Origin of the sequence: Pseudooceanicola endophyticus (genome assembly GCF_018760365.1) — a bacterium.
Taxonomy (GTDB): Bacteria; Pseudomonadota; Alphaproteobacteria; order Rhodobacterales; family Rhodobacteraceae; genus Pseudooceanicola; species Pseudooceanicola endophyticus.
On the sequence record NZ_JAHIAB010000019.1, the window covers coordinates 34,106 to 60,016 of the forward strand.

Here is a 25,911-nt window from a genome sequence, read left to right on the forward strand (position 1 = left end):
TTGCACGCAGCAATTGACGATACGCGGTACTCTGGATCGACGCTTCGTGATAATGATTGCTCATCCCAGTTTTATTGGAGGACTCTTGATGTCCATGAAGAAGACGGCTCTTGCTTCCCTCATCGCGCTCTCCGTGACGGCGTTCTCTGCCAACACCGTTATGGCACAGGAAGTCGTGGCAACCGGCACCGGCGGCGCAAACGGCGTCCAAACCACGACGATCGGTGGCGGTGCCTCCGGTGGTTCCATCGTGGCAAGCGTGAATGCCGCGCTGGCCTCCATGGGGATCATGCCCCTGGCGGTCCTCAGCTTCGTCGTCTACGCGACCGGCAAGGCAATCATCGAGGTTGCGGATTCGAACGGCACGACGCAGACCGTGACCACCACGGTCAGCACGCTCTGATCCTGCTCCGTTTCGACGGCAAAGGGCCTGTTCCGGTTTGTCCGGGGCAGGCCTTTTTTGCGAATCCGGCATGGAAATGACGAGGCGGATGGCGAAATTGGCCAGGGAATGCCCCGGCCAATCACCTGCTGAATGTAGGAAATCATTCAGGCCATGGCGGCAGAGTCCGTCCGCGTCATGGAAAAGTACGCCCCGGCATCGGTCTGTTTTGCCGATTTGTGCCGGGCCACAGGTTCTACCCCGTCTGCGACCAATTATGCAGGGCAGGTATTTTCAAAGACAGGTATCCGAACGGATATCTCCGGGGGGCATTTGGTCATATCCGCCCTGGGGCGCGGCCAGAGTGGCCAGATAGGCGCCATAGTCGGTCTTGCCGAAGCGCGCGGCCTGGGCCAGCAGGGCCGGCGTGTCGATCCAGCCCTGCTGGAAGGCGATCTCCTCGGGGCAGCCGGTCTGCATGCCCTGGCGGTCCTCCAGGGTGCGCACGAAATTCCCGGCATCCAGCAGCGCCGCATGGGTGCCGGTGTCCAGCCAGGCATAGCCGCGCCCCAGCGTCTCGACCTCAAGCAGGCCGTCACCGAGGTACATTTCCAGCAGCGAGGTGATCTCAAGCTCGCCGCGGTTGGAGGGGCGCACGGCGCGGGCGCGGGCGGGGGCGTCGCCATCGAGGAAATAGAGTCCGGTCACCGCGAAGGGCGAGGCGGGCTCGATCGGTTTCTCGGTGATCGAGGTGACGCGACCGGCGGCATCGAAGCCCAGCACGCCGTAGCGTTCCGGATCGCGCACCCGGTAGCCGAAGACAGTGCCATGGGGGCGGGCATCGGCGCGTGCCAGCAGCCGCGCCAGCCCGTCGCCGTGGAAGATGTTGTCGCCCAGCACCATGGCCGAGGGGGCACCCGCCAGCCAGTCCTCGGCCAGCAGATAGGCCTGGGCCAGGCCGTCGGGACGGGGCTGGATGATATAGTGCAGATCCAGCCCCCATTGCGACCCGTCGCCCAGAAGGCGGCGGAACTGCGGCTGGTCCTCGGGGGTGGTGATAATGCAGATCTCGCGGATGCCGGCCAGCATCAGCACCGAAAGCGGGTAGTAGATCATCGGCTTGTCGTAGAGCGGCAGCAGCTGCTTGGAGATCCCCAGCGTGATCGGCCAGAGCCGGCTGCCGGTGCCGCCGGCCAGAAGAAGCCCCTTGCGGGAGGTCATGCGCGGTCCTTTCCGGCGCGCGCCTGGCCGGGCCGGGCCAGCGGTGCCATCTGATCGAGGATGGACGAGAGCCCGGCGCGCCAGTCGGGGCGCGGCAGGCCGAGGATCTGTTCGGTGCGCAGGCAGTCGAGCCGCGAGTTGCGCGGCCGGGGTGCCGGGGTCGGCCAGTCGGCACTGGCGATCTCGTGCACGGCGACAGAGAGGTTGGCCTGGCGGAAGACCTCACGCGCGAGGCCGGCCCAGCTGACATCGGGGGCGCCGGCATAATGGTAGGTGCCGGATTTCTCCGGCATGTCCGACAGCTGGTCCACCACCGAAAGGCAGGCGCGCGCCAGGTCGTCCGCCGGGGTCGGGCCGCCCACCTGGTCGGCGACCACCCGCACCTCTGCGCGCGCCGCCGCCGCCAGCATGGCGGTGACGAAATTGCGCCCCCGGGCCGAGATCACCCAGGAACAGCGCAGCACCGCATGGACACCGCCGGCGGCGCGCACCGCCGCTTCCCCGGCCAGCTTGCTGCGCCCGTAGGCATTGAGCGGCGCCGGGGCATCGCCGGGGGCGAAGGGCCGGCTGCCCCGGCCGTCGAAGACGTAATCGGTGGAGGGCTGCACGAAGGGCAGGCCCCGGGCGGCGGCGACCCGGGCCAGGGCGCCCGGCGCTTCGGCATTGACGACATGGGCCTGCGCCTCGTGATCCTCGGCGGCATCGACGGCGGTCCAGGCGGCGGCGTTGATCACCCCCGAGAGCGGACGGCTGCGCGCCAGGTCCTCCAGCAGGCGGGCGCAGCCGGCGGGATCGGAGAGATCGGCCACGCTGCGGCCCAGGGCCAGGACCCGGTGGCGACCGATGCGGGCCAGCGCATGGCCCAGCTGCCCCTGGGCGCCCAGCACCAGGATGGTCATTGCAGCACCGTGCCCTCGGGGCGGAGGGCGGCGGGGCCCAGCCCCAGCCGCTGCCCCAGGCCGCCGCGCGCCTGCAGCACCCGCCACCAGCCGGGATTGGCCAGGAACCAGTCCACCGTGTGCGCCAGCCCCTGGTCGAGGGAGACCGAGGGGGTCCAGCCCAGCTCCTGCCGGATGCGGGTCGCGTCGATGGCATAGCGGCGGTCATGGCCGGGGCGGTCGGGAACATGGGTGATCAGCGTGGCATGGGGCAGGGCGCGGGGGCGGCGGTCGTCCAGCAGGGCGCAGATCTTCTGCACCAGCTCCAGGTTGCTGACCTCGCCGGTGCCGCCGATGGCATAGCGCCGCCCCGGTTCGCCCCGGCGCAGCACCGTCAGCAGGGCGCGGGCGTGATCCTCCACGTAGAGCCAGTCGCGCACCTGGGCGCCGTCGCCATAGACCGGGATCGGCTTGCCGGCCAGCGCCTGCAGGATGGTCAGCGGGATCAGCTTTTCGGGGAAATGATAGGGCCCGTAGTTGTTCGAGCAGTTGGTGATCAGCACCGGCAGCCCATAGGTTGCCCCCCAGGCCCGCACCAGCTGATCGGCGGCGGATTTCGAGGCCGCATAGGGGGAATTGGGCGCCTGGGGGCTGTCCTCGCTGAACTGCCCCTCGGGGCCGAGGCTGCCCCAGACCTCGTCGGTGGAGACCTGGAGGAAGCGGAAGCCGGCGGGCCGGCCACGCGCCTGCCAGTGGCTGCGCGCCGCCTCCAGCAGGTAGAAGGTGCCGGTGATATTGGTGTCGATGAAGGCATCGGGCCCGTCGATCGACCGGTCGACATGGCTTTCGGCGGCCAAGTGCAGCACTGCGTCGGGGCGGTGGCGGGCAAAGATGCGTTCCAGCAGGGTACGGTCGCGGATGTCGGCGCGTTCGAAGGCATAGCCGGGCAGCCCCTCGACCGGGGCGAGGTTGGCGGGGCAGGCGGCATAGGTCAGCGCGTCCAGCACCACCACGTGGCAGCCCTCTTCCATGGCCAGCCGGGCGACCGCCGATCCGATGAACCCCGCGCCTCCGGTGATCAGCAGCTTCATGCGGCGGCCTCCCACAGGAAGGGAGAGGCCAGCCCGCGCAGGGGCGGGGCGGCGGCGTCGCGCTCCGAGAGCACGGCAGGCCCGGTCAGCCGCCAGGCGATGCCCAGCTCGGGATCGTCCCAGCGAAGCGTGCCCTCGGCCGCCGGGTCATAGGGGGCCGAGCATTTGTAACAGAGTTCGCATCCCGCCTCGCGGGTGACGAAGCCATGGGCGAACCCCTCGGGGATCAGCAGCTGGCGCCCGTTCTCCTCGCTCAGCTCCTCGCCGTGCCAGTGTCCATAGGTCGGAGAGCCGCGCCGCAGATCCACCGCCACGTCGAGGACGCAGCCGCGCCCGCAGCGCACCAGCTTGGCCTGGGCCCGGGGCGGCGCCTGGAAATGCAGCCCCCGCACGGTGTTGGGCGCCAGCGAGAGCGAGCGGTTGTCCTGCACGAAATCGGTCAGGATGCCGGCCCGGGCCAGCGCGGCCCGGTTCCAGGTCTCCTCGAAGACGCCGCGGGCATCGGCATGGCGGCGCGGCGTCAGGACAAGCAGTCCGGGCAGGGGGGGCGTGGCGATGTCCGGCATCAAGGCTCCAGCGGCAGTCGGAGGTGCGGGACCGCGCCTCCCTCCCCGGGAACCAAGCCGGAAAACGATTAAGATCTACTTTCGCCACGCCGGAGACAGGCTCCGGGACCTGCGCCTCACTTGTCGTAATGGCCTTCCCGGTGCCACAGCCAGGCGTCGCCGATCATCTGCGCCATGGTCGAGCGTTCGGGGCTCCAGCCCAGCTCGGTTTCCGCCCGGCTCGAGCCCGACACCAGCTTGGTGCAATCGCCCGGGCGGCGCGGGCCTTCCTCGTATGGGACGGAGAGGTTGGTGACGGCGCGGGACTGGTCGATCACCTCGCGCACCGAGAAGCCCGAGCCGGTGCCGAGGTTGAAGACGCTGCTGCCCTTGCCCTCCTGCAGCCATTTCAGCCCCAGCACATGGGCATCGACCAGGTCGCAGACATGGACGTAGTCGCGGATGCAGGTGCCGTCGGGGGTGTCGTAATCGGTGCCGAAGATGGTCAGCGCCGGGCGCTTGCCGTCGATCGCCTCCAGCATGATCGGGATCAGGTGGGTTTCGGGGCGGTGATGCTCGCCGATCTCGCCCTCGGGGTCGGCCCCGGCGACGTTGAAGTAGCGGAAGATCACGTGCTCCAGCCCGTAGGCGGCGCCGAAGTTGTCCAGGATGTCCTCGATCGCGCGCTTGGAGGCGCCATAGGCGTTGATCGGCTGCTGGACGCTGTTTTCATCCAGCACCACGTTGTCCTGTTCGCCATAGGTGGCGCAGGTCGAGGAGAAGACGAAATGCTTGACGCCCGCGGCCACCGTGGCCTCGATCAGGGTGAGCGAGCCCATGACGTTCTGGCGCCAGTAGAGCCCCGGCTCCTTCATGCTTTCGCCCACCTGGGAGAGGGCGGCGAAATGCATCACGGCAACGGGCTGGTACTTGGCAAAGACCTCGTCCAGGCGGGCACGGTCCATCAGGTCGCCTTTTTCGAAGGGGCCGAACTTGACCGAATCCTCCCAGCCGGTGACCAGGCTGTCATAGGTGACCGGGGTGAAACCTGCGGCCTTCAGCGCCTTGCAGGCATGCGAGCCGATATAGCCTGCGCCGCCGGTGACCAGGACATTCTGCATAACGTTTGCTCCATTATTCATGTAGGGGGCCGACTGCCGTCATCCTGCACCGGAAGGGCTGTCCGGGCGGGTGCGGGAAAGGACCTGGCGGCGGCCAAAGGGGAAAGGTCATCGCTGCGCCCGGCCTGGCATCTTGAACATTCTGAAATGTCTCCCGGAACGGGCGTGAAATCGATGGAAAGGAAAAATAAGCCTTCCCGGGGACTATGTCGCAAGCCCGTACCGCTTGCCACCCTTGAAGTGGCCGGAAGGGGCAATAAGGCCCGCAGGGGAATCTGTGCCGCAAGGGGATGCCGCAGCGTCATGCAGCTTGCCGAAACCGCCGGTTTTCTGGGCAGGAGCAACTTTTTGCTGCCCCCCGGACCCGGCTGGAGACCTGCCACCCGACTTGACCATTCTCTTTTCTTTTCAACATGTTTTATCGAAGGCCCAGACAAGCGGCCGGGGCTGCCGCAGGAGGCGGGGCAAAATTAGGGAAAAGTTCATTCCGGCGTCTCTCGACACCGGGGAGCGGCCCGTTTAGACAGGGCTAATAAAGTATAAACTAAAGCACCTGATCGTCGGTTTCGCAGTATGGCAGTCGGCGCGTCTTTTAACGTTTGAAACGTGATATTCATTTAACCCTCAAGGAGGTGGTTCCGTGAAGACGATTGATCCTTCCACGCTTACCGATTCCAAGATGGCATCCCCGCGCGCCTGGCGCGCTTCGGTGCGAAGCCTCAGCGACACCATGTACACCCGGTTCGTCAAAAGGGTGTTCGATCTTGTCCTCGCGCTGATGCTGCTTCCGGTCCTGCTGCCCGTCATCGCTGTCCTGTGGATCCTCATTCGTCGGGACGGCGGGCCGGGCTTCTTCGGACATCGCCGGCTGGGCCACAACGGCAAGAGCTTCCGCTGCTGGAAAATCCGCACCATGGTGGTGGATGCGGAAGCGCGGCTTACGCAGCATCTGGCCAACAATCCCGAGGCCGCGGAAGAATGGAAGCGCGATCAGAAGCTGACCAACGACCCGCGGATCACCAAGCTGGGCCATCTCCTGCGCGCCACCTCGCTGGATGAGCTGCCGCAGATCTGGAACGTCCTGAAGGGCGAGATGAGCTTTGTCGGCCCGCGTCCGATCACCCGTGACGAGATCCGCCGCTACGGCAAGTCCCGCGTCGCCTACCTGTCGATGCGCCCCGGTCTGACCGGGCTGTGGCAGGTTTCGGGGCGCAACGACGTCACCTATGACGAGCGCGTGGCCATGGATGTGGAATATGCCAAGAAGGCCTCCTTCCTGATGGACTGCAAGCTTCTGGTGAAGACCTTCAACGCCGTTCTGGGTCAGACCGGGCGCTGAGCGTCCCGTCCCTTCCCACTCTTTTGCAGCGACCGGGCCCTGCTGGGCCCGGTCGTTTGCGTTGTAAGCGGCCCTAGTCCCAGGTCTGATCGACGGGCATCCGGACCCACTGGTTCGGCGCCACGCAGATATAGGCATAATGGGCATCGCGCGCGATATCCCCGGGCATTCCGGGATCGTTGGGCGTGCGCGGCGTGGCCACCCAGACCTTTGCCGAACGCATCGGGGCGTTCCGGTGGTCGCCCTGCTCGGTTCTCTGCTGGAGGAAGCCTGCGCTCTTGCGGCTCACCCGGGTGTGCACATCCTGCTTGCCCATCGCATCGAGCAAGACCGGACCGTCGAGGTTGTCCCCGAGGGAGACACCGGCCCCGCGGTTGCCGAAATTGGCGAAGGACACCTCGTAATGGCCGCCGGCGTCGAAGGCAAAGCCTTCCCCCGCCCCCGAGGAGATGTCCCCCTCGAAACGCAGGCCATCCGCCGAACGTCCGTTCAGCGCCTCGGTCTTGACGCCGACCTGCCGCGATGAGGTACTGTTGAGCTGGAAGGCGTAGAAGCTGCTCCAGTAGAAGGCGCCGCGGATATGCATGAGCGGGGCGTCGGTCTTGACCCCGACCGACCCGGCCCCGTGCATCAGCAGGTTGAAGAAGGTCAGCCGCCGGATGGCGTTGCGGGTTGCGTGGCAGACGATGTCGAGACCGGTGCCATAGGGATAGACGATGCGGCAGGCGAAGAAGTTGCACAGGTTCGTGGCATCTCCGGGACCATAGCTGTCGATGATGACCGCCGGAGCGCCACTTTTCAGGTCTCCGCCGCCACGGCTTTCGATATTGTAGAAATCGCATTCCCGTATGAAAGCCGGCCGGATTTCATTTCCGTCGATCGGATGCCCGAAATGGAAATGCGTCCCCTCCAGGCATTCGATATAGATGTCGTGCCAGCGCATCCGGTCATTGCGCCCGACACAGCGAATACCATTCTGTGGCCCGCTGCCCAGATCACGCGATGACCGGACGGAAAAGGCTGCCAGCGTCAACCCTGCCGTATCGTTGGAGAGGTTGACCCGGGGGCCCTGGTTCGAGGTGTTTATGAAATTGCTTTCCGTGATGCTCATGAACCAGCCGGAATAGCCGCCCATCGGCTGGAAGATGGTGTAGCGAATGCCTGCCCCCCGCAGGGTGATGGCGTCGGAGATCTCCAGTTCACTGCCATAGCGATAGGTGCCCGCCGGCAGTCGCAGGATCGCACCGGTCTTCTGAGCCCGGGCGATGGCCCGGTTCAGCGCCGGAGCATCGTCGCTCTTGCCATCGCCGCGCACGCCCAGGGCATGAACATTGACCTCTGACAGCCCATCGAGGACCAATGCCAGCTTCACCCCTGTCGCGGTCTGAAGATCGAAATCGGCCTCCTGCGGCGACAGTTCCGTGTACCAATAGGGGCCGGCCACCCAGGGGCTACCGACGCCCATGGCGGGGCGGGTGCTGCACAGCATTTGCTCGATCGAGGCAAAGGGCAGCTGGCCGAGGGGGTGGCCGCCGGGGGTCATGCCGTCATGGACGACGGCCAGGTTGCGCTCGGTATCCAAGGTGATCGACCCTGCCAGCGCGACATGATTGCCGTCGTGGCGGCAGAGAGGAGGGTGGTCGGTCAAGGCCTAGGCTCCTGTTGTAAGGCTGGGCTGCCCGGACGGGCCGGGGCAGCCCGAAGGAAGAATGGCAGAAGGGTAGGGCAAATCGTCGTTCCGAAAAAGTCGTCTGCCCTGTCACATACGCGCCATCGCGCGCATCGCACGGCAGGCGGTCGGCCTGCTGGGGCTGGCCTTGCAACCCTTCCGATTAATGTCATGGAAACGCCATGCCATTGAAACGGTATTTTATTTTTTGAATGCAATCCTCGGTGGATTATGGGAAAATGGGAAATGTCGACCCCGGGGGTCACATAAATTCCCTTTCTTTTATGGAGGCCGTTGTGAACCTATCCGTTTCCGGAAGACTCTGCGCATTTCTCTCCTGCCTCGTCACATTGGGCCCAACGGTTGCCGAAGCGGATCAGCCGAATAGTGTCGCCATCATCGGTGGTCATGTCATTGCAAGGGGGAGACTGGGGGAGGCGATCAACGAGGCCTTTACCGCAGCCGAGAACATGGGCCTCGGAGAGTCCGAGCTGATCAGGATCTATATCGTCAGCAATGGAAAATATATCATTACCGTCGCAGGGACGAATTCGTCCGGCGACAGGATCCTGTTGCCCTACAGTACCTATATTACCCATTAGACCCGTTCCGGGTTCTCTGGGGGCAGACCCCAGGGGCCAGGACCGCGGGTTTTTCTGGCTGCACAGATGGGAAGGGGCGGTGTCAGGCCTGTTCCGCGACGCGACGGCTCTGCGATCCTGCGCTGACACGCGGGCGGCCTCCGCGTCTGTGGATATTCCGGCAGGAAGACCCTACTAGCTGGAGTAAAAATCATATTATAACTAACATTATGTAATTTAATAGCATGGCAGGCGTGGAAGGCAGCCTGATTGCGTCGATAAAACGCCCCCTGCACATGTGCCCGTGATCACGCTCTTGCCATGTGCTGCCTGTCGGGGTGCCGCCCTTCGAAACGAAGCCGAAAAGCGGCACCGGATGTCCCTACCAGGGGGTGCTGGGGCAGCGGACCCAGTTGTTTGCGGAAACGCAGACATAAATGTAGCTGCTGTCTGCTGCCACTTGCCCGGCCCGTCCGGTCGAACTCTGGCTGGTCGGCTTTGTGGTCGTCCAGGTCGAGACATCAATCCAGTTGCCATTTTGATCGGCAAAGACGGGGCGATTGTAGTTGTTGTCGAAATAGTACTGGTAGGGTGTGGGCGTGACCGGCCTGGAGCTGTTGCCGCCGCCGACGGCCAGCATGACGCTCTCCCATCCCGTCGATCCCGTCCCTGCTCGTTTCACGTAAAGGCTATCGCTGTCCCGGTCCGTGTCCTGGGACGTCTGCACATAAAGCGATCCGACGGGGGCCGAAATCTGGCCTTCAGGAGCCAGATCGCCATGGGTAATGTGGGGACTGTCGTTTTCTCCGCCCAGGATGATCTTGTCCAACCGGGCCGGCAATGCGGCGTTTCCGGTCTGCAGGCTGGATACGTGATGTGCCGTATTCGCATGGAACGAGGTCGTGGGAACCTGTCCCATGGTGTCGATGATGATCGGGCCGGCCACGTTGGCCCCGACCGTGAAGTCGACCCCCGCCCCGGCAAGGCCGGTACAGGAAATGTAGATGTCCTTGGCGCCGTCGATATCAAACGTGTCGCCCGATCCCGAGGAAATGTCGGCCCAGAACCGGTGCCCCTGCGGGATGTAGCCGTTTTCGGCCTGCATCCGGATGGCGCTTTGACCTGCATTCGTGCTGTTGCCCTGCAGGCTGTAGAAATCGCACTGACTGACACGGCCACGCAGCCGCATCAGCGGATCCGTGGCCGTGATGCCCGTGCTGCCCGGGCCATGCAGCAGGAGCCCGAAGAACTTCAGGCGCCGGACGGCCTGGCCGGTGGAGTCATTGCGGAACTCGATCCCGACCGCATAGGGATAGACCATCCGCATGCCGTAGAAGTTGCACAGGTTCGTCGCATCTCCCACGCCATAGCTGTTGAACACGATAGCCGGGCTGCCAGTCGAGCTGTTGCCGCCGCCCCGGCTTTCGATGTTGTAGAAATCACATTCGCGGATGTAGGAGGCGGCCGGATTGCCCTCCGAATTCGTGCCGTTGCTGAAGCCGAAGTAGAAATGCGTCCCCTCCAGGCATTCAACATAGACATTGCGCCAGCGCATGCGGTCGTTGCGACCGATGCAGCGGATGCCATGCTGGGCGCCAGTGTTGAGATCGCGCGACGAGCGGACGGAGAAGTCCATCAGATGCACGCCGGATCCGTCCTTGCTCAGGTTGACGACCGGTCCGTTGTTCGAGGACCCCACGAAATTGGTCTCGGTGATGCTCATGAACCAGCCCGAATACCCGTCCATCGGCTGGAAGATCGTACGCCGCAGCCCTGCCCCGCGGAAGATCAGCGCATCGGTGATCTGTAGTTCCGAGCCATAGCGGTACACCCCCGGCGGCACGACCAGCATGCCGCTCGAGTTCTGGACGACTTCGATGGCCCGGTTCAGGGCCGGGGCGTCATCGGTGATGCCGTCTCCCGTCACGCCGAAGGCCCGGACATTGATCTCCTGCAGGCCGTCGGTCACGACGTACAGCTTGACGCCCCCGACCGTCTTCACGTGATAGTCCGTCGCCGCGACCGAGGCCTCCTCGTAGCGGTAGCCGTTGCACTCCCAGAGGTTGCCTTCCCCGAAGGGCGGGTACTCGCTGTTCAGCAGCGCGGTAGGATCCTTGAAGTTGATGGCGAAGCGCCCATCGAGCAGGCGGAAGGACGGGTAGTCCTTCGAATAGGATGCGGATGACGAGTAAATAATTGCCATGGCGGACCTCACAAGACGCACGCCGTGCCGCAATCTGCGCACGGTCTCCGCTGGGAGGGTCCCCGCTTTTGGTAAATGTCGGCTGAGGTCTCCGGACGGTCCTCCCGACCCCTGTCGGGAGGGTCCGGCGCAATGCGAAACGGGCCCCGAGGGGCCCGTTTCAGGTAAGGTCAGTTGTTGTAATACTTGCTGGCCTGCTTGTGGTAGCCATAGCCGCCGTAGGCGCCATAGCCGCCGTAGCCGTAGCTCATCATCTTGCGGGTGTTGATCTGGTTCAGAACGACCCCCGCGACAGGGCGGTTGACGGTCTCGAACTGGTTGATCGCATCGACCACCTGGGGACGATGGGTGCTGTCCCACTTCACCACGAAAATCACGGCATCGACATTCTGTGCGATCACCCGGGCATCCGGCACGACCATCACGGGCGGCGTATCGATGACGATGAAATCGTACAGTTTCCGCGCTTCCTCGATGAGCGCCGTGAAGCGCGCCGAGGAGAAGACGTCGGCCGCGTTGCTCGAGCTTTCCTCGCCGATCAGGATGTCGGCATTGATGGTCTCGTCGCGGAACACTGCCTCGCGCAGGGGCATCTTGCCGGTCAGCACCGAGATCAGGCCGGGATGGTCCTTCATCTCGACATACTGGCTCAGCATGCGGCGGCGCACGTCGCCCTCGATGAACAGGACCTTCTTGTCGATCCCCGAGAAGTTCTGTGCAAGCGCCAGGGAGACCGTCGTCTTGCCTTCTCCGGGGAAGGAGGAGGAGGTCATGATGACCTGCGGCGGCTGGTCGACGTTGGACAGCAGCAGGGAGGTCCGCAGGTTCCGGATCGCCTCGGCTGCCTGGGAGGTCGGTTTCTCCGCAAGGTAGTGGATCGAGTCCTTCCGCCGCCGAGCCGGGATGATCGGAACCTGCCCCAGCACCGCGTAGCCGGTGTAGCGTTCGAGATCCGTTGCATTCCGGAAGGTGTTGTTGCGCGCTTCACGCAGCAGCACGAAGGCCACGCCGGCGAAGAACCCGAGGAGGGCGCTCAGCACGAGGACCATCTTCTTGTTCGGCGAGGAGGGCATGCGCGGCATCACCGCGTGGGACAGGACCCGGCTGTCGGCCTGCTGAATACCCTGCTGCGCCGAAGTCTCCTTCAGGCGGGAAAGGAAGTATTCATACAGCATCCGGCTGGCATCCGCTTCGCGGGTCAGCTGCTGCAGGGTGATCAGATCGGCGCTCTGGCTGTTGATCTGCTTTTGCAGATCGGCTTCCGAGGCCTGCAGGGTCTTGATCTGGCTCTGGTCGCGCAGGACCGAGACCTGGAGACGGGTGAACACTTGCTGGAAGCGGGTATCGAAGGCTGCCTGCACGCCGTCCTGATCCAGATTCTGCGCCATGCGCTGCAGCTGGTCGTCGCCAAGCGCCGCAGCCTTGTCCGCCGGCGATTGCGCCGATTGCACCGCCGCCATGGTCTTCTGGTTCGCCGCAAGGGAATCCTGGGTATTCGTGATGCGTTCCCGGGTATCCTTCAGCTGGCGATCCATCGCGGCCAGCGCATCCGGGCTGATGACATCGGTCTTGCCCTTGAAGTCGTTGACCTTGCTCTCGGCCGCTTCCAGCTCGGTTTGCAGCTGGCTCACGCGGTCGGTCAGCCAGCTGGTGGCCTGCTCGGTCGCGTCGAACTTCACCTCGAGCTGGTTCTGGATGTAGAGATCGGCCATCGTGTCGGCGATCAACTTGGACTTCTGGGCGCTGGTGGTCTCGATCTTGATCTCGAAGACCAGCGACTGCGCCAGGTTGCGCACCGTCAGATGGTTGAGCAGTTCCGAGACCGTCGCATCCCGAATGACTTCCGCATGGGTCTTGTCATTCATGCCATTGGCCGGATCGGATTCACCGGGGATCAGTTTCTTGATCCCGCCGATGACGGATCCCAGGAACCCGCTGGGGACCAGCGTGGTGTTGAATTCCGGATCTTCCGTCAGCTTCAGCTTGTCGACGACCTTGCCCAGCAGGCTGCGGCTCTTGAGAACCTGGACCTCGGTATTGATGACAGAGGCATCGGCCGAGAGGCCGCCGATCACGCTTTCCAGATCGACGACCTGTTCCTGGCGCGACTCCAGCATGACCACGGAGGAGGATTCATAGAGCGGCGTAGCCCGGAAATAGGCCTGGTAGGCGCCCAGGAGCATGCAGGCCACGATGCATCCCAGGATGATCCATTTCCCTCTCCAGAGGGTACTCATGGTTCCGGAAAAGTCGATCGAGCTGTCTTCGACAGCGGCTTCAGCTTTCTTCATGGCGTCGGCTCCGACCCTGGAGAGGCGGTTGGGAAAGTTTTGGTTCATCTCAAGAGCTACTCATAAGGCCGCTGGACATAACAGGAAGCAGAAGGGAAGCTGGCTTCAGGAAGGTCCCCCCCTGCCCGCGGGCCACGTTCGTTACAATCGGGACCCGGCTGCGCCGCACTGTGCTTAAGCCCCGCACTCAATCGGCCCCGAAAAGGTCACGCGTAAACACTTTTCCCGCAACATCCGCAAGATCGGAAGTACGGCGGTTCGCCACGATCACGTCGGCCTCGGCCTTGAAGGCCTCCAGATCACGCTCCACCCGGGAGTTGAAGAAACTCTCCTCCGGCAGGGCGGGCTCGTAGACGATGATCTCGATCCCCTTGGCCTTGATCCGCTTCATGATCCCCTGGATCGAGCTTTCGCGGAAGTTGTCGGATCCCGCCTTCATCACCAGGCGGTGGATGCCCACGACTTTCGGTTCCAGCGCGATGATGCGTTCGGCCACGAAATCCTTGCGGGTGGTGTTGGCATCCACGATCGCCCGGATCAGGTTCTGCGGCACGGCGGTGTAGTTCGCCAGAAGCTGCTTGGTGTCCTTGGGCAGGCAATAGCCGCCATAGCCGAAGGAGGGGTTGTTGTAGTGGTTGCCGATCCGCGGATCATGGCCGATGCCCTCGATGATCGAGCGGCTGTCCATGCCGAGCGCCATCGCGTAGCTGTCGAGCTCGTTGATGTAGGCCACCCGCATGGCAAGGTAGGTATTGGCGAACAGCTTGATCGCCTCGGCCTCGCCCGATCCAGTGAAGATCGTCGGGATGTCGTCCTTGATCGCGCCCTCGGCCAGAAGACCGGCGAAGATTTCCGCACGCTCGCTCTGCTCGCCCACCACGATCCGGGACGGGTGCAGGTTGTCGTAGAGCGCCTTGCCTTCGCGCAGGAACTCGGGGCTGAAGATGACGTTGGTGCACCCCATCCGTGCGTTGACGCTTTCGGTGTAGCCCACGGGGATCGTCGACTTGATGACGATGGTGGCCTCGGGGTTGATCCGGTTCACGTCCTTGATCACCGCCTCGACACTGCGGGTGTCGAAATGGTTGGTCTTGGTGTCGTAGTTCGTCGGAGTTGATACGATAACGTACTTGGCGTCGGCGTAGGCCTGCTCGGGCTCCGTCGTGGCCACGAGGTTCAGATCCTTCGTGGCCAGGTACTCTTCGATTTCTGTGTCAACGATCGGGCTTTTTCGGTCATTGACCAGTGCGACCTTGCCGGCATCCAGGTCCAGCGCCACGACCTCGTGGTTCTGCGACAGAAGGACGGCATTGCTCAGGCCCACATAGCCGATCCCTGCAACTGCGATTTTCATGCTCTGTCCTCTCAGCTGCGGGCGTAGATGTCTTCGTAGCGCACGATGTCGTCTTCGCCGACATAGGCACCCGTCTGAACCTCGATCAGGACCATCGGCACGCGGCCGGGGTTTTCCATGCGGTGCACGCAGCCCAGCGGCAGGTAGATCGACTCGTTCTCGGTCACCAGCTTGACCTCGTCATCGCAGGTGACGCGGGCGGTGCCCTCCACGACGATCCAGTGCTCGGAACGGTGGAAGTGGCTTTGCAGCGACAGCGAACCGCCCGGATGCACCATGATGCGCTTGACCTGGAAGCGGTTGCCGACGACCAGGCTTTCGAACCAGCCCCAGGGACGGTGATCCTTGGGGAAATGCGTCGCCTGGGAGGCCTTCTTCTTCTTCAGCGCGTCGACCGCCTTCTTGACGTCCTGGGCGCGCGACATGTCGGCGACCAGCACCGCATCGTTCATCGCGATCGCCATGACGTTGTCGAGGCCGATGCCGACGACTTCCAGGTTGTCGCTGTCCGAACGCAGCAGGGTGTTGGTGCAATCGATCGCGGTGGCCTCGCCCGAGGTCACGACGCCGTTCGCATCGGGGCCGGCCTCACGCCAGACCGCGTCCCAGCCGCCCAGATCCGACCAGCCGCCGGTGAAGGGCACGACCGAGAGGTTCGGTGCCTTTTCCATGACCGCGTAGTCGATCGAGATGTCCTCGGCCTTGGACCAGGCCTCGGGCGCCAGGCGCAGGAAGCCGAGGTCGGTCTTGGCCTCGTCGACGGCGGCCTGAACCGGGCCGACCAGATCGGGGCAGAAGGTCTCGAAGGCGGCGACGATGTCCTTCGCCTTGAACAGGAAGATGCCGGCGTTCCAGAGGTAGTTGCCGGCGTCCAGCATCGCGCTGGCCTTCTCGGCATCCGGCTTCTCGACGAATTTCGACAGCTTCACCGGGGCGCTGCCCTCGGGCTGGGCGGAAAGCTCCAGGTAGCCGTAGCCGGTTTCCGGGCGGGTGGGGGTGATGCCGAAGGTGACCAGATCACCGGCCTCGACCGCCGGCAGGCCGGCCTGGATCGCGGCATGGAAGGCGGCGGCATCGGGGACCACGTGATCCGAGGGCGCGACCAGCATGACCGCCTCGGGATCGGTGTCCATCACGCGCAGCGCGGCGGCCAGGATCGCGGGGGCGGTATTGCGCCCCTCGGGTTCGATCAGGATGGCACCGGGGTCGATGCCGATGGCCTGCAGCTGCTCGGTGACGATGAAGCGGAAATCCGAATTGGTCAGCACCATGGGTGCGGAAAAATCTAGTCCGTTGTCCTGTCCCGCCAGACGTTTGGCCGATGCCTGGAAGAGGGTTTCCTCCCCCACGAGCGGCACAAACTGCTTCGGATAACTCTTGCGCGAAAGCGGCCAGAGACGCGTACCGGAGCCGCCGCACAAAAGGACGGGGGTAATGGTGGAGAATGCCATCCTGAGAAACCCATAAGTAAAAATGTGTCTAGCGTACTGTTAGCAGGGAATAGGGCAGGCTCAACCCCTGCCGCCCCGACGGTCTCATATCGAGTCCCGGATTGTCCCTCACACTGCTGCGATGCAGCGCAAAGCGGCAGAGCCCGCTCCCGAACAGCGGTTTTCTGCCGTTCTTATGCCCGAGAAGGATGCGCCGGTCCGCAGTTCTCGAAACTGACAAAATCGTTTGGCCCGCCTTTGGTTGCGGTCGCACGACCCCTGCTCCTATAAGAAAAGGGCCGGGCAGATCTTCGATGCCCCTTTTCATCACACAGAGTATTTCACCATGGCATTACAGAAGCGCATTGAACTTCTCGATGGCTGGCGAGGCATGGCGGTGAGCCTGGTCCTCTTCGGCCACTTCGTCCCCCTCCCCGGATCCGAGATCGCCCGTCTCGGGGTCGAGCTTTTCTTCCTGCTCAGTGGGCGCCTCATGGCGCAGATCCTCGTCTTCAACGAAGCCCGTCTGCCGACATTCTACTGGCGCCGCTTCACCCGGGTGATCCCGGGGCTCTATGTCTTCGTCGCCGTTGTCTTCCTTCTGTCGCAGGCCGGTCTGTTCGATGTCACGGGTCTTCAGTACACTTCGGTGCTGACCATGTGGTCAAACTACCTTTTCACGTTTGCGGAACGCCAGCCCGTCTTCGGCCACACCTGGTCCCTCGCCATCGAGGAGCACTCCTACATCGTCCTGGGGATTCTGGCCTTTGTCCTGCGCCGGTCGATCCCGGCCTCCTTGCTGGTGAGCGGCCTCATCATCCTGTTCGGCTTCCTTCACGGGGCCTGGCTGACCTGGGGCAAGGGCCTGGGCTTCTATGAAGTCTACTGGCGCACCGATGTCCGGGCCGCCTCCCTGTTCTGCGGATATTTCGGATACATCTACCACCGCCGATACGGCCTGCCCTTCGTGAACCAGATTGCCAAGATGAGTGATGCCATGCTCGTCGTCTTTGCCGCGATCATCACCGTTCAGTTCGCCTCCGTGGTGGCCGATCCGATCAAGTATACGCTCGGGACGATCATGACCGGCCTGCTGCTGCTGGCGCTGGAGCAACGGGCCCACGAGGCCCAGCCCGGCTGGGTGGTCCGCCAGATCTTCGAACAGCCGAAGCTGATCCTGCTTGGGCAGATTTCCTACTCGGTCTACCTGTACCAGCAGATCTTCCACGTCCTGAAGGAAGACCTGCCCATCTACTACTCGCCCCTCTTCATCATTCCGGCCCTGTTGCTGGGCTATCTTTCCTACCACCTGGTCGAACAACCGTCCCGCAAGGCCCTGAACGGGCTGGGCAGCAGCTTCATGTCCAGGAAAGCCGCGGAGCGCACTTAATGTTCTTCCTCGCGTGGTGCGTCATGACCGTTGCCGTCGCATTCTTCTTCCGGATTGCGATCAAACTGCGCTCTGCTCCACTCATCATCAGTCTGATGTTTTTCACGCTGATCTATGTTGTGCGCCCCGGCATGTTGCTGCTGGGCGCCAACCTGATCGATCCGGCCCTTTTCGGAAAGCCGGATGTCCTGGCCACCGGCGCCCTGGCCTATGCTCTGGTGTATGTGCTGACCGCCCTGCTGACCGTCATGTTCCTGATTGGCTCTCAGGGCATGTTCGGGGCCGGCGTCTATCCCAGCGTGGGACCCAAGATCGACCGGCTCGTGATGCTGGCAGCCATCGTGTTCACCCTGGTCTCCATTCCGATCGGCCTGCAGCTGTACATGAAATACGGCTCCATCCAGGGGGTGCTCTACGCCTCCAAGATCAGCAAGGATCTTCAGGGGACCTTCGGCGTCCGCCAGATCGTCGGCCTGGGGGCCTTCTTCTCCGCGACGACCTTCCTGGGGGAATGGCAGGGCGCCCGGCGCCTTCTGCCCTCGCTCCTGTTCGCGGGCATGTTCTTCGTCGACCTTTTCATCTTCTCGCTCTGGGGCAGCCGACTGGAACCTTTCGTGCTGCTGTCCGGCGTCATGCTGGTCATGGTGTCCAAGAACGGGATCATCACCGGGAAATCGCTGCTGAGCTTCGTCGTGCTCGGGGCGCTCCTGCTGGGCAGCGCGACCTTCCTCTACATCTACCGGCTCGCGGAACTGGCCGGCAGCTGGGAAGTCGCGATGTCCCGGGATCTGGCCACGACCACGGCCGTGTCCCTTCACATGACGCGCTTCGACTCCCTCATGCTGGTGGTCCAGGACTTCCTGTCCTCACGCAACTCCCGGGAGGGGGCGGATTTCATGAATGGCCTGTACATGTCCGTTCCCCGCTTCCTCTGGCCGGGCAAGCCTGAATCCCTGCTGATTGGTCAGTGGTTCCGTCAGTGGTACGAACCTGATGCTGTCAATGGCTGGACGGTCGGCGGCCCCGGAGAATACCTGGTCAACTTCGGCCTTCTGGGGGTCACGATCGGCGGGGTCGTCTACGGGCTCCTGCTCACCGCAGCGCACAACGGTTTCCGCAAGATGGGACGACAGCATCCGCTGTCCATCATGACCTCTTTCGTCATGATCCTGATCGTGGCGCCCGAAGGCTCGATCATTCAGATCATCCCGAGGATCATCCTGTGGTGCATCCCGATCTGGGGGATATGCTTCCTGTCACGGACCAGGCTGTCCGCCCGGCAGCAGGTTGCGGCGCGCTAGCGCGCCGCAACACGGTCTTAGAGGGTCGCCAGCAGCTCGGCCTGGCGTTTTTCCACGGCCTGTGCAAGCGCGGCGCGCAGCTCCTCCTCATGCGCGCTGCGTTCCGGCTTGCCGGTCGTCGTGTTCATCTTGCGATAAAGGCTGCGCGCCGTGTCATAGAGCGCGCCCTTCGGGATGAAGCCCCGCACCATAGTGTTCAGCTTCTGCAGGCCACGATTCTTCACGAAATAGGTCTCGTTGGCCCCGCCCTGATCCAGCGCCGCCAGAGGGTCCAGCCCCAGGCGTGCGACGATGCCGTTCACCGCAGCCGCCGGATCCTTCAGCATCTCGCGCATCTCGAGATGGATCACCCGGTCCTCGCCCAGGTCGCGCCGCCACAGCGCCAGCCAGTAATCGAAGCAGGCCCAGTCCAGCGCGTGCTTCAGGTGATCCTGTTCGAAAGCGGTCCTCGCGCTGCCGTCGATCACCATCTCGAAGAAGCGCTCGATGGTGATCGAGGGATCGATGTAGAGCTTGTTGTTCGAGAAGTAGTGGTAGGTCGAGGAGATCTGGTCCACCGGACGGCGCGTCACGAAGACCACCGGCGGGCGGTTCTCCATGCCGGCAATGGTCAGGCGGGCGGTTTCATGATGGGCATAGGCGGGCGTTGCATCCAGCCACAGCGCACCTTCCGGCGCCTCCGAGAAAAGCGCCGCATAGCCTTCCGGACCCTGGGCATGGATATTGCACTCGGGGCGGTAGAAGTAGCTGTCCCTGTCGTAGAGGAACTCGAGCTCCTTCTGGAAGCCGCCGCTGATCTTCGGGTGCTGGACCAGCCAGTCGTGCAGCGAGGAGGTCGCGCATTTGGTGAAGCCGCAAATGTAGAGATCGGGCAGACGCAGGGCGGTCAGGGTATCAGGCATGGACGTCTTCCTTCTGGCGGGCGAGGGAAAGCAAAAGGGCTTCGTATTCTGAAATCATCCGCTCGGAGCGGAAGCGGGCAAGCGCGGGCACCGGATCGGTGGCCCGGGTCTGGCGCACGCGCGCCGGATCGGCGGCGATGCTCTGCATGACCGATATCAGCGAGGGCACATCGATGCGTTCGGGGATCATGCCGCGCTCGGGGGGGATCAGCTCGGGGATGCCGCCCATCGGGCTGCCCACCACGAAAAGGCCGCGGGCCAGGGCCTCGACCACGCTGCGTCCGAAGGGTTCATGCCAGAGCGCGGGCAGGAACATCACGTCCAGGCTGTCGAGGAAGGGGATCGCCTCCTGCCGGCCCAGCACGTCGATGCCATGGGCGGCGGGATCCTCGGGCAGCTTGACGCCCAGGTTGTCGCCCGCCAGGCGCAGTCGGTGTCCGGCCGCGGCCAGCCCCGAGGCCTGCCAGGCCTCGATCAGCTCGGTCACGCCCTTGGTCGGATGCAGCCGGCCCAGATAGCCGAAGGCCAGTGGCCCCTCGCGCGGGGTCTCGGGGCGCGGGGTGTCCAGGAAGACATCCGGCACGGCGTTGTAGATGACATGGGTGTTGTCGGTCCCCAGCACCTCGCGCGTCAGCCGCGCCACGTGTTCGGAGATCGCCACCACCTTGGGCAGGCCGCGCAGCAGCTTGCGCCGCCCCGCCGAGAAGGTCCGGCAGGGCTTGCACAGCCCCTCGCAGGGCTGGGTGCCCCGCATCATCACGCCGAAGGCGCAGTACCAGCCGTAGTCGCGGATGATCGGCACCACCGGCGTACCGGTCATCCGCGCCGCCGCCATCATCGCCGAGCCATGCCCGGCGGGATTGTTCATCACCATGATGTCGGGGCGGGTGCGGCGCAGATAGGCCAGGGCGCGCGCCAGCAGCACCGGGTCGGTTTCGCTGCGCATGATCCAGGCCATGCGCGAGGGGAAGCTGCGCTCACCGCCATGCAGCGGGCTTTTCCCCACGGGCAGGCCCTCGACGATGTCGATCGGAATGTCGTCGAGGCTTTCGGGATAGGGCTTGGAGCCGTCCGAGAGCACCACGCGCACCTGGTGGCCGCGGGCCTTGAAGCCCTGCGCCAGGTCCCGGGCCGAGCGCTCAGAACCGCCCAGCGTATGGGGAGCGTAGTTGAAGCACTGGATGGCGATCTTCAGCGATCTGGTCATGCACCGCGTCCCTTGTAGAAAAGTCCGAAAACGGACGGATCAACGCCGACGTTGCGACGCGCGTAGACCACCGCCTGCACGTTCCAGCCGATGATCGAGAAGGCCAGGCAGCAGGCCGCGCCGACAGAGCCGAAGCTCCAGGTGGCGAAGGGCATGGCAGCCATGGCGATCACGTTGGTGATGGTGATCATCCGGAAGGCCGCGCGCTCGTGGCCGCTCAGTTCCAGCAGTGCCGAGGTCGGGCCGGTCAGGGTGTTGACCACATAGGCCGCCGCGACGATGACCAGTTCGGGATGGGCCATGGCAAAGCCCGGGCCGAAGAGGTTCAGGAAGAAGCGTCCCTCGAACATCAGCAGGACGAAGATGAGCCCGGCCGTTACACTGGAGAGCACCGCGATGGCGGTGCAGGTGCGCTGCAGATCGGCGAATTTCTTCTCGTGATAGAAGCGCGAGATCAGCGGCGAGGCCACCATGTTGGCCGCCAGCAGGAAAAGGTTGAGCAGGGCCGCGATGCGCAGCGCCGCGAAGACCGGGCCGGTTTCCTCCGGGCTCAGCAGCAGACCCAGAATGACGATGGTCAGGTTCGGCGCCGCGATCTGCACGAAGGACGTGCCCCAGAGACCCCAAGCCGCCTGCAGCCAGCGCTTGTGTTCGTATTGCGCGGGCGCGCGCAGCAGCGCATGGGGCCGGGTTGCGGCATGCATCAGGGTCTGCCCGAAAATGCAGATGAAGAGCAGCACGGTGATCATCACCATGCCCCAGGCCGCATTCATCTGCGGCAGCAGCCCGAAGGCGAAGGGCAGCGCCGCCAGGGTGACCAGGGCGCGCCAGATCACGTCGCGCGGTGCCAGCGACAGGGTCATGCCCCCGTAGCTGCGCAGCACGAAGGAGAAGTATTCGGCCAGCGCCAGGATGATCGCGAAGACCCCGGTCAGCAGCAGAAAGCCGATGTCGAGGCCGGGCTTGAAGACCGGCAGGACCAGCGCACAGAGCAGCGACACGACCGCCGTGCCGCCGACCACGATGCGAAAGCCGTTGCGGATCACCCCGGCGGCCAGCAGCGGCTTGTCCTCGCTGGCATAGATGCCGAGGAAGCGCAGCGACAGCATGCGCTGGCCGAAGCTGCCGCCCACCGCCAGCAGCGTGGCCAGCGAGAAGCCGAAACCGAAGAGACCGTATTCCGCCTTGCCCATGGCACGGGCCAGCATCAGGAACATCAGGAACTGGAACCCCGCGGCGCCGACCTTGATGATCAGCGCCATGATCCCGCCGCGCAGCAGGCGGCGCATCAAAGGAGAGGCCATCACTGCCCCCGGGTGTCGCGCAGCAGCGCGTCGTAACCGATCTCGTTGCCCCGCAGGACCAGCTCCTGGAGTTGCTGACGGAAGCGCGCCGCGCCGAAGAACAGCGCGTTCTCGCGGCAAGTGTCCATGTCGAACTTGTCCTGCGCCGCCTCGAAGCGCTTCACCGCATCCTGCAGATCCGCGACCTCCTGCTTCTGGAACCAGACGCCGGTGGGCTTGTCGGCATGATCTAGGGCCTTGACCGTCTCGGCGGTGCCGCCCTGGCCCAGGGCGATCACCGGGGTGCCGCAGGCCTGGGCCTCGACCGGGATGATGCCGAAGTCTTCCTGGGCGGCAAAGATGAAGGCCTTGGCACGCTGCATGTGGTCGCGCAGCACGTCGAAGCTCTGGTAGCCCAGGATCTCGACATTGGGACCGGCGGCGGCCTTGACGCGGTGCATCTCGGGACCGTCGCCGATGATCACCAGCTTCTTGTCGGGCATGCCGGCGAAGGCGGCCGCGATCATGTCGATGCGTTTGTAGGGCACCATGCGCGAGGCGGTCAGGTAGAACTCTTCCTTGGGCGCGGTGCCCAGGGTGAAATCATCGGTTTTCACCGGCGGATAGACCACCAGGGAGTCGCGCCCGTAGACCTTGCGGATGCGCTGCGCGATGAATTTCGAATTCGCCAGCATCAGGTCGATGGAGGGCGGCGTGCGCATGTCCCAGAGGCGGAACTTGTGCATCATGCGGTGCGCCATGTGCCGCTTGAGCGCGCCGAAGCGGCCATCCAGCCCGTTGATGTATTCATGGGTCAGGTCCCAGGCATAGCGGGCCGGGGAATGGATATAGGCCACATGCGGCTGGCCGGGGGCAGTCAGCACGCCTTTGGCCAGCGCCGCCGAGGAGGTCAGCACCACGTCGTGATGGGTGACGTCGAATTCCTCGATCGCGCGGGTGCACTGGTTGAGCAGGTAGCGATAGTACTTCTTCACCCCCGGCAGGCGGTTCAGGCGACTGACCTCGATGGTCCGGGAGCCGACGATCTCCTGGCGCTCGGCCTCGGTCAGGAAGTCGAACAGCGAATAGACCTTCGATTGGGGGAAGGCCTGGACCATCTGCTCGACCACACGTTCCCCGCCGGCAATGCCGGGGAACCAGTCATGCACGATCCCCACATCGAGTGCCCCAGCCTGAACACTTGCAAGCTCCGCCGACATGGCGGCTCCGGTCCCAAGATCAGTCATTCAAATGATCTGCCTATATAAAAATAACTCTCAATGCCTCCACTCATAAGACATGCACCCCATGTTGCAATGGGTATCCGGCCCGGCTCCGGCAACTTCCCCCCCGATCGGCAGGCCCCGGTTCCCCCTGCCGACCCTGTCTGCCTAGTCAGAAGGCAGAGGCCCACCGTTCTGTCGGGAAAGAGTTTCCACATGTTCTATTGAGAAGGTCGCCTCCGTGCCGCGGCCCTTCGGCTGCACAACCGCCCCTCCAAGAGAACAGGACCCCCCATGAGCAATCCCTTCAGCGGCCGAGCCATGTCCCTGAACGGTCCGGCCCGAGACCTTCTTCCGGTGACCCCCTCCGACAGCCTGGATCTGACCCATGTCGCCTGCGGCCTCTACGTGGAGCAGGGGGGCGTGATCGTCCTGCTGACCGAGCAGCAACAGACCCGGACGGTGACGGTGGCGGATTTCTCGATCCTGCCCGTCGGTGTCCGCAGGGTGCTGGCCACCGGCACCACCGCCACCGGCATCCACGCGCTGGTCCAGCCATGATCGGAACCGGCCTGTCCCTGGGCGCCCTGGCACCGCGGTTCGGACGCGCGTCAGGCCAGCTGAACGCCTATACCTATGCCGGGCATGTTCCCCGGATGGTCTGGGATTTCGAGACCGGCTACCTGTCGGAGCTGCCCCTGCCCCTGCAGCGGGCCAGCCTGGCCAGCCAGACCGACCGCAACGGTGTGCTGCTGCAGGCGCGCAAGAACGAACCGCGCTTCGCCTATCCCGGCGGTCGGCGCGCCCTGCTGCTGGAGGCCAGTGCCAGCAACATCTGCCACGTCTACACGGTCCCGACCCTGAACGCCAAGCTGTCGGCCGCGAGCCCCGCAGTGCTGTCTCTGGTCGATGCAAGTGCGGCACTCTCCACGGCAGGGCTGCGGCAGCTGACCGGCCCCTATGCCTACCGCATCAACAACAGTGCGAATGCCAGCTACGTCTTTTGCGTACTGGAGAGCGCCCCGGCCGGCACCCAGACCCATCTTGCCTCGGCCTGGGCGCGCAAGGTTTCCGGGTCGGGCACGCAAAACGTTGTGCGCGTCGATGGCGCTGCCGGAGAGCAGAGCGCCTCGATCACCTCCTCGGGCTTCGCGCTTTACACGACGATGGCCTCGGTACCTGCGAACTCCAAGCGGATGCTGATCCGGGTCGAGCCCGGCTCCGTCATCGACTTCGTCCTGCCCTGGTACCGCCCGAGCACCGACACCAGCAGCTACGTGCTGAGCGATGCCACCGGCCAGGCCCGGGCCGCCGACACCCTGATCCTGTCGACCGCGCTCTACGGTCTGGCCACCGACCAGCAATTCCGCGCGGTGCGCAGCGATGGCGAGGTCACCCTCCAGGCCGTCTCCGGGACCCTGACCCTGCCGGCCGGAAAGTACCACCTGCTGCACGACCTGCCCTGAGCCTTCTAGCCGGCTGCGGCCTTCTTCCTCACGAAGCCGAGGAAGGCGCGGTCGGCCGCGCGCAGCCGCGGTCGGCCCGAGACCGCCCAGAAGCTGCGCCACTCCGCCTCCAGCGCGTAGACGTCGGCGCCCGGCAGGATCTGGCGCGCGGCCTCCAGCGTCTCGGGCGAAAGCGGCGGAGCATCGGCGCCCGGATCCACCAGCACCCCGCGCCGGTCGAAACGGATGATGTCGCCGGGCTCTTCCGAGATCTCGTAATCGGGCAGGGTGTCGCCCTCGATCATGTCGCGGATCATCTTGCGGAAGACCCGGCGCGGCGAGGCGCTGCCCGACTTCTTCAAGAGCAGCTCGACCGAGATCCGCCAGCTCTCCTGCTTGCCGCAGTGCTTGCGCGCCAGCTCGTAGATCCGCCGCTCCAGCGGCTTCCTCAGCCGGAAGTAATCGCGCGACAGCGTCAGCACCGATTTCGACAGCACCGCGCGAAACAGCCAATCCGAGAGCGTCACCGTCACGCTGACCATCCGGCCCCCGCGGCTCTTCTTCACGATCTCCCATTTCTCGATCAGCCCGAAGCCGGTGGTGACCTCCTCGTCGCCGGTGACGATGTTAGTGGTGATCCGGGTCCCCGCCAGCCGCTCGAAGCTTTCGCGCAGCCGGCGGTAGGCGTCACCGCTGGTCTCGCGGTTGGTGGCGACCAGCAGGTCGTGGGCGCGCAGGGTGAGGGTGCGCGAGACCGCGCGCCCCGCGTTGATCCCCGCCATCAGCTGGGAGATGCAGAAGATCAGGATGTCCTTGTCGTGGATCGTGGCCAGCCCCTTCATCGAGGGCGTGACCTCGATCGTGGCACCGCGATGCTCGTAGCTCAGGATGCGCCGGTCGGGCCGGGTCGAGAGGCTGAAGATGGGATGTTCCATCGTCGCCATGTCATCCTTGGGGATGGCATCGAAGATGTCGCAGAGGAAGAAATCCACCTGCGGATGTGGCTGCGGCAGCAGAGGTCCTGCCCCCTGCCCCGCCGTGATCGCTCCGGCCAT

The 25,911-nt window shown here is 64.3% G+C and carries 22 protein-coding genes; 7 read left to right on the forward strand and 15 right to left on the reverse strand.

Annotation, left to right across the window (positions count from 1 at the left end; genetic code table 11):
* Nucleotides 1-88: 88 nt before the first annotated feature.
* Nucleotides 89-403 carry a hypothetical protein gene (locus tag KM176_RS22955; RefSeq protein WP_160896913.1) on the forward strand — a complete coding sequence of 105 codons (315 nt, stop codon included), beginning with the start codon at nt 89-91 and terminating at the stop codon, nt 401-403.
* A gap of 273 nt (nt 404-676) precedes the next feature.
* Here KM176_RS22955 and rfbA read toward each other — a convergent pair whose 3' ends face one another.
* The 5 genes from rfbA to galE all read right to left on the reverse strand — a co-directional run bounded on the left by rfbA (nt 677) and on the right by galE (nt 5,238).
* Nucleotides 677-1,603 (reverse strand): glucose-1-phosphate thymidylyltransferase RfbA, encoded by a 927-nt coding sequence (gene rfbA / locus KM176_RS22960; protein ID WP_160896912.1) that lies wholly within the window; start codon nt 1,601-1,603, stop codon nt 677-679.
* Nucleotides 1,600-2,502, reverse strand: a complete 903-nt coding sequence (gene rfbD / locus KM176_RS22965) for a dTDP-4-dehydrorhamnose reductase (protein WP_160896911.1) — start codon at nt 2,500-2,502, stop codon at nt 1,600-1,602. The genes rfbA and rfbD overlap by 4 nt, the downstream gene beginning before the upstream one ends.
* Nucleotides 2,499-3,572 carry a dTDP-glucose 4,6-dehydratase gene (gene rfbB, locus KM176_RS22970; protein ID WP_160896910.1) on the reverse strand — a complete coding sequence of 358 codons (1,074 nt, stop codon included), beginning with the start codon at nt 3,570-3,572 and terminating at the stop codon, nt 2,499-2,501. Before rfbB ends, rfbD begins: the two co-directional genes overlap by 4 nt.
* A complete protein-coding gene (rfbC, locus tag KM176_RS22975) occupies nt 3,569-4,138 on the reverse strand; it encodes a dTDP-4-dehydrorhamnose 3,5-epimerase (protein WP_160896909.1) in 570 nt (189 codons plus the stop codon). The genes rfbB and rfbC overlap by 4 nt, the downstream gene beginning before the upstream one ends.
* A 116-nt stretch (nt 4,139-4,254) precedes the next feature.
* Entirely contained in the window at nt 4,255-5,238 is a 984-nt protein-coding gene (gene galE, locus KM176_RS22980; RefSeq protein ID WP_160896908.1) for a UDP-glucose 4-epimerase GalE, read from the reverse strand.
* 730 nt (nt 5,239-5,968) lie between these two features.
* Between galE and KM176_RS22985 the strand changes: the two genes are divergently transcribed.
* Nucleotides 5,969-6,577: a sugar transferase gene (locus KM176_RS22985; protein ID WP_236045437.1), complete on the forward strand. Its 609-nt coding sequence runs from the start codon at nt 5,969-5,971 to the stop codon at nt 6,575-6,577.
* A gap of 73 nt (nt 6,578-6,650) precedes the next feature.
* Here the strand turns inward: KM176_RS22985 and KM176_RS22990 are convergent, their stop codons facing one another.
* Nucleotides 6,651-8,225: a glycosyl hydrolase family 28-related protein gene (locus tag KM176_RS22990; RefSeq protein WP_160896907.1), complete on the reverse strand. Its 1,575-nt coding sequence runs from the start codon at nt 8,223-8,225 to the stop codon at nt 6,651-6,653.
* A gap of 317 nt (nt 8,226-8,542) precedes the next feature.
* On the opposite strand from KM176_RS22990, the gene KM176_RS22995 reads away from it, so the two are divergent.
* Nucleotides 8,543-8,848, forward strand: coding sequence for a hypothetical protein (locus KM176_RS22995; RefSeq protein WP_160896906.1), 306 nt, complete (start codon nt 8,543-8,545; stop codon nt 8,846-8,848).
* Nucleotides 8,849-9,209: 361 nt separating this feature from the next.
* Here the strand turns inward: KM176_RS22995 and KM176_RS23000 are convergent, their stop codons facing one another.
* The 4 genes from KM176_RS23000 to KM176_RS23015 form a co-directional block, all read right to left on the reverse strand.
* Entirely contained in the window at nt 9,210-11,030 is a 1,821-nt protein-coding gene (locus tag KM176_RS23000) for a glycosyl hydrolase family 28-related protein (RefSeq protein ID WP_160896905.1), read from the reverse strand.
* A gap of 170 nt (nt 11,031-11,200) precedes the next feature.
* Nucleotides 11,201-13,321 carry a GumC family protein gene (locus KM176_RS23005; RefSeq protein ID WP_160896904.1) on the reverse strand — a complete coding sequence of 707 codons (2,121 nt, stop codon included), beginning with the start codon at nt 13,319-13,321 and terminating at the stop codon, nt 11,201-11,203.
* Between the two features lie 187 nt (nt 13,322-13,508).
* Nucleotides 13,509-14,675, reverse strand: coding sequence for a nucleotide sugar dehydrogenase (locus KM176_RS23010; protein ID WP_160896903.1), 1,167 nt, complete (start codon nt 14,673-14,675; stop codon nt 13,509-13,511).
* Between the two features lie 11 nt (nt 14,676-14,686).
* Nucleotides 14,687-16,126, reverse strand: a complete 1,440-nt coding sequence (locus KM176_RS23015) for a mannose-1-phosphate guanylyltransferase/mannose-6-phosphate isomerase (RefSeq protein WP_160896902.1) — start codon at nt 16,124-16,126, stop codon at nt 14,687-14,689.
* 325 nt (nt 16,127-16,451) lie between these two features.
* Between KM176_RS23015 and KM176_RS23020 the strand changes: the two genes are divergently transcribed.
* Together KM176_RS23020 and KM176_RS23025 are read left to right on the forward strand one after the other, a co-directional pair.
* A complete protein-coding gene (locus KM176_RS23020; RefSeq protein WP_160896901.1) occupies nt 16,452-17,495 on the forward strand; it encodes an acyltransferase family protein in 1,044 nt (347 codons plus the stop codon).
* Complete coding sequence (locus KM176_RS23025) at nt 17,495-18,796, forward strand: hypothetical protein (RefSeq protein ID WP_160896900.1); 1,302 nt, start codon at nt 17,495-17,497, stop codon at nt 18,794-18,796. The genes KM176_RS23020 and KM176_RS23025 overlap by 1 nt, the downstream gene beginning before the upstream one ends.
* A gap of 17 nt (nt 18,797-18,813) precedes the next feature.
* Here KM176_RS23025 and KM176_RS23030 read toward each other — a convergent pair whose 3' ends face one another.
* From KM176_RS23030 to KM176_RS23045, 4 genes are read right to left on the reverse strand one after another with little or no spacing between them, the layout of a single operon-like run.
* Entirely contained in the window at nt 18,814-19,698 is an 885-nt protein-coding gene (locus KM176_RS23030; RefSeq protein WP_160896899.1) for a sulfotransferase domain-containing protein, read from the reverse strand.
* On the reverse strand, nt 19,691-20,905 hold the full coding sequence (locus KM176_RS23035; protein ID WP_160896898.1) for a glycosyltransferase: 1,215 nt from the start codon (nt 20,903-20,905) through the stop codon (nt 19,691-19,693). The genes KM176_RS23030 and KM176_RS23035 overlap by 8 nt, the downstream gene beginning before the upstream one ends.
* A complete protein-coding gene (locus KM176_RS23040; RefSeq protein WP_160896897.1) occupies nt 20,902-22,209 on the reverse strand; it encodes a lipopolysaccharide biosynthesis protein in 1,308 nt (435 codons plus the stop codon). Before KM176_RS23040 ends, KM176_RS23035 begins: the two co-directional genes overlap by 4 nt.
* Complete coding sequence (locus tag KM176_RS23045) at nt 22,209-23,435, reverse strand: glycosyltransferase (protein ID WP_236045435.1); 1,227 nt, start codon at nt 23,433-23,435, stop codon at nt 22,209-22,211. Before KM176_RS23045 ends, KM176_RS23040 begins: the two co-directional genes overlap by 1 nt.
* Before the next feature lie 270 nt (nt 23,436-23,705).
* Between KM176_RS23045 and KM176_RS23050 the strand changes: the two genes are divergently transcribed.
* Both KM176_RS23050 and KM176_RS23055 read left to right on the forward strand, forming a co-directional pair.
* Nucleotides 23,706-23,972, forward strand: coding sequence for a spike base protein, RCAP_Rcc01079 family (locus KM176_RS23050; RefSeq protein WP_160896896.1), 267 nt, complete (start codon nt 23,706-23,708; stop codon nt 23,970-23,972).
* On the forward strand, nt 23,969-24,877 hold the full coding sequence (locus KM176_RS23055) for a hypothetical protein (RefSeq protein WP_160896895.1): 909 nt from the start codon (nt 23,969-23,971) through the stop codon (nt 24,875-24,877). The genes KM176_RS23050 and KM176_RS23055 overlap by 4 nt, the downstream gene beginning before the upstream one ends.
* Nucleotides 24,878-24,882: 5 nt before the next feature.
* Here the strand turns inward: KM176_RS23055 and KM176_RS23060 are convergent, their stop codons facing one another.
* A complete protein-coding gene (locus KM176_RS23060) occupies nt 24,883-25,911 on the reverse strand; it encodes a replication initiator protein A (RefSeq protein ID WP_160896894.1) in 1,029 nt (342 codons plus the stop codon).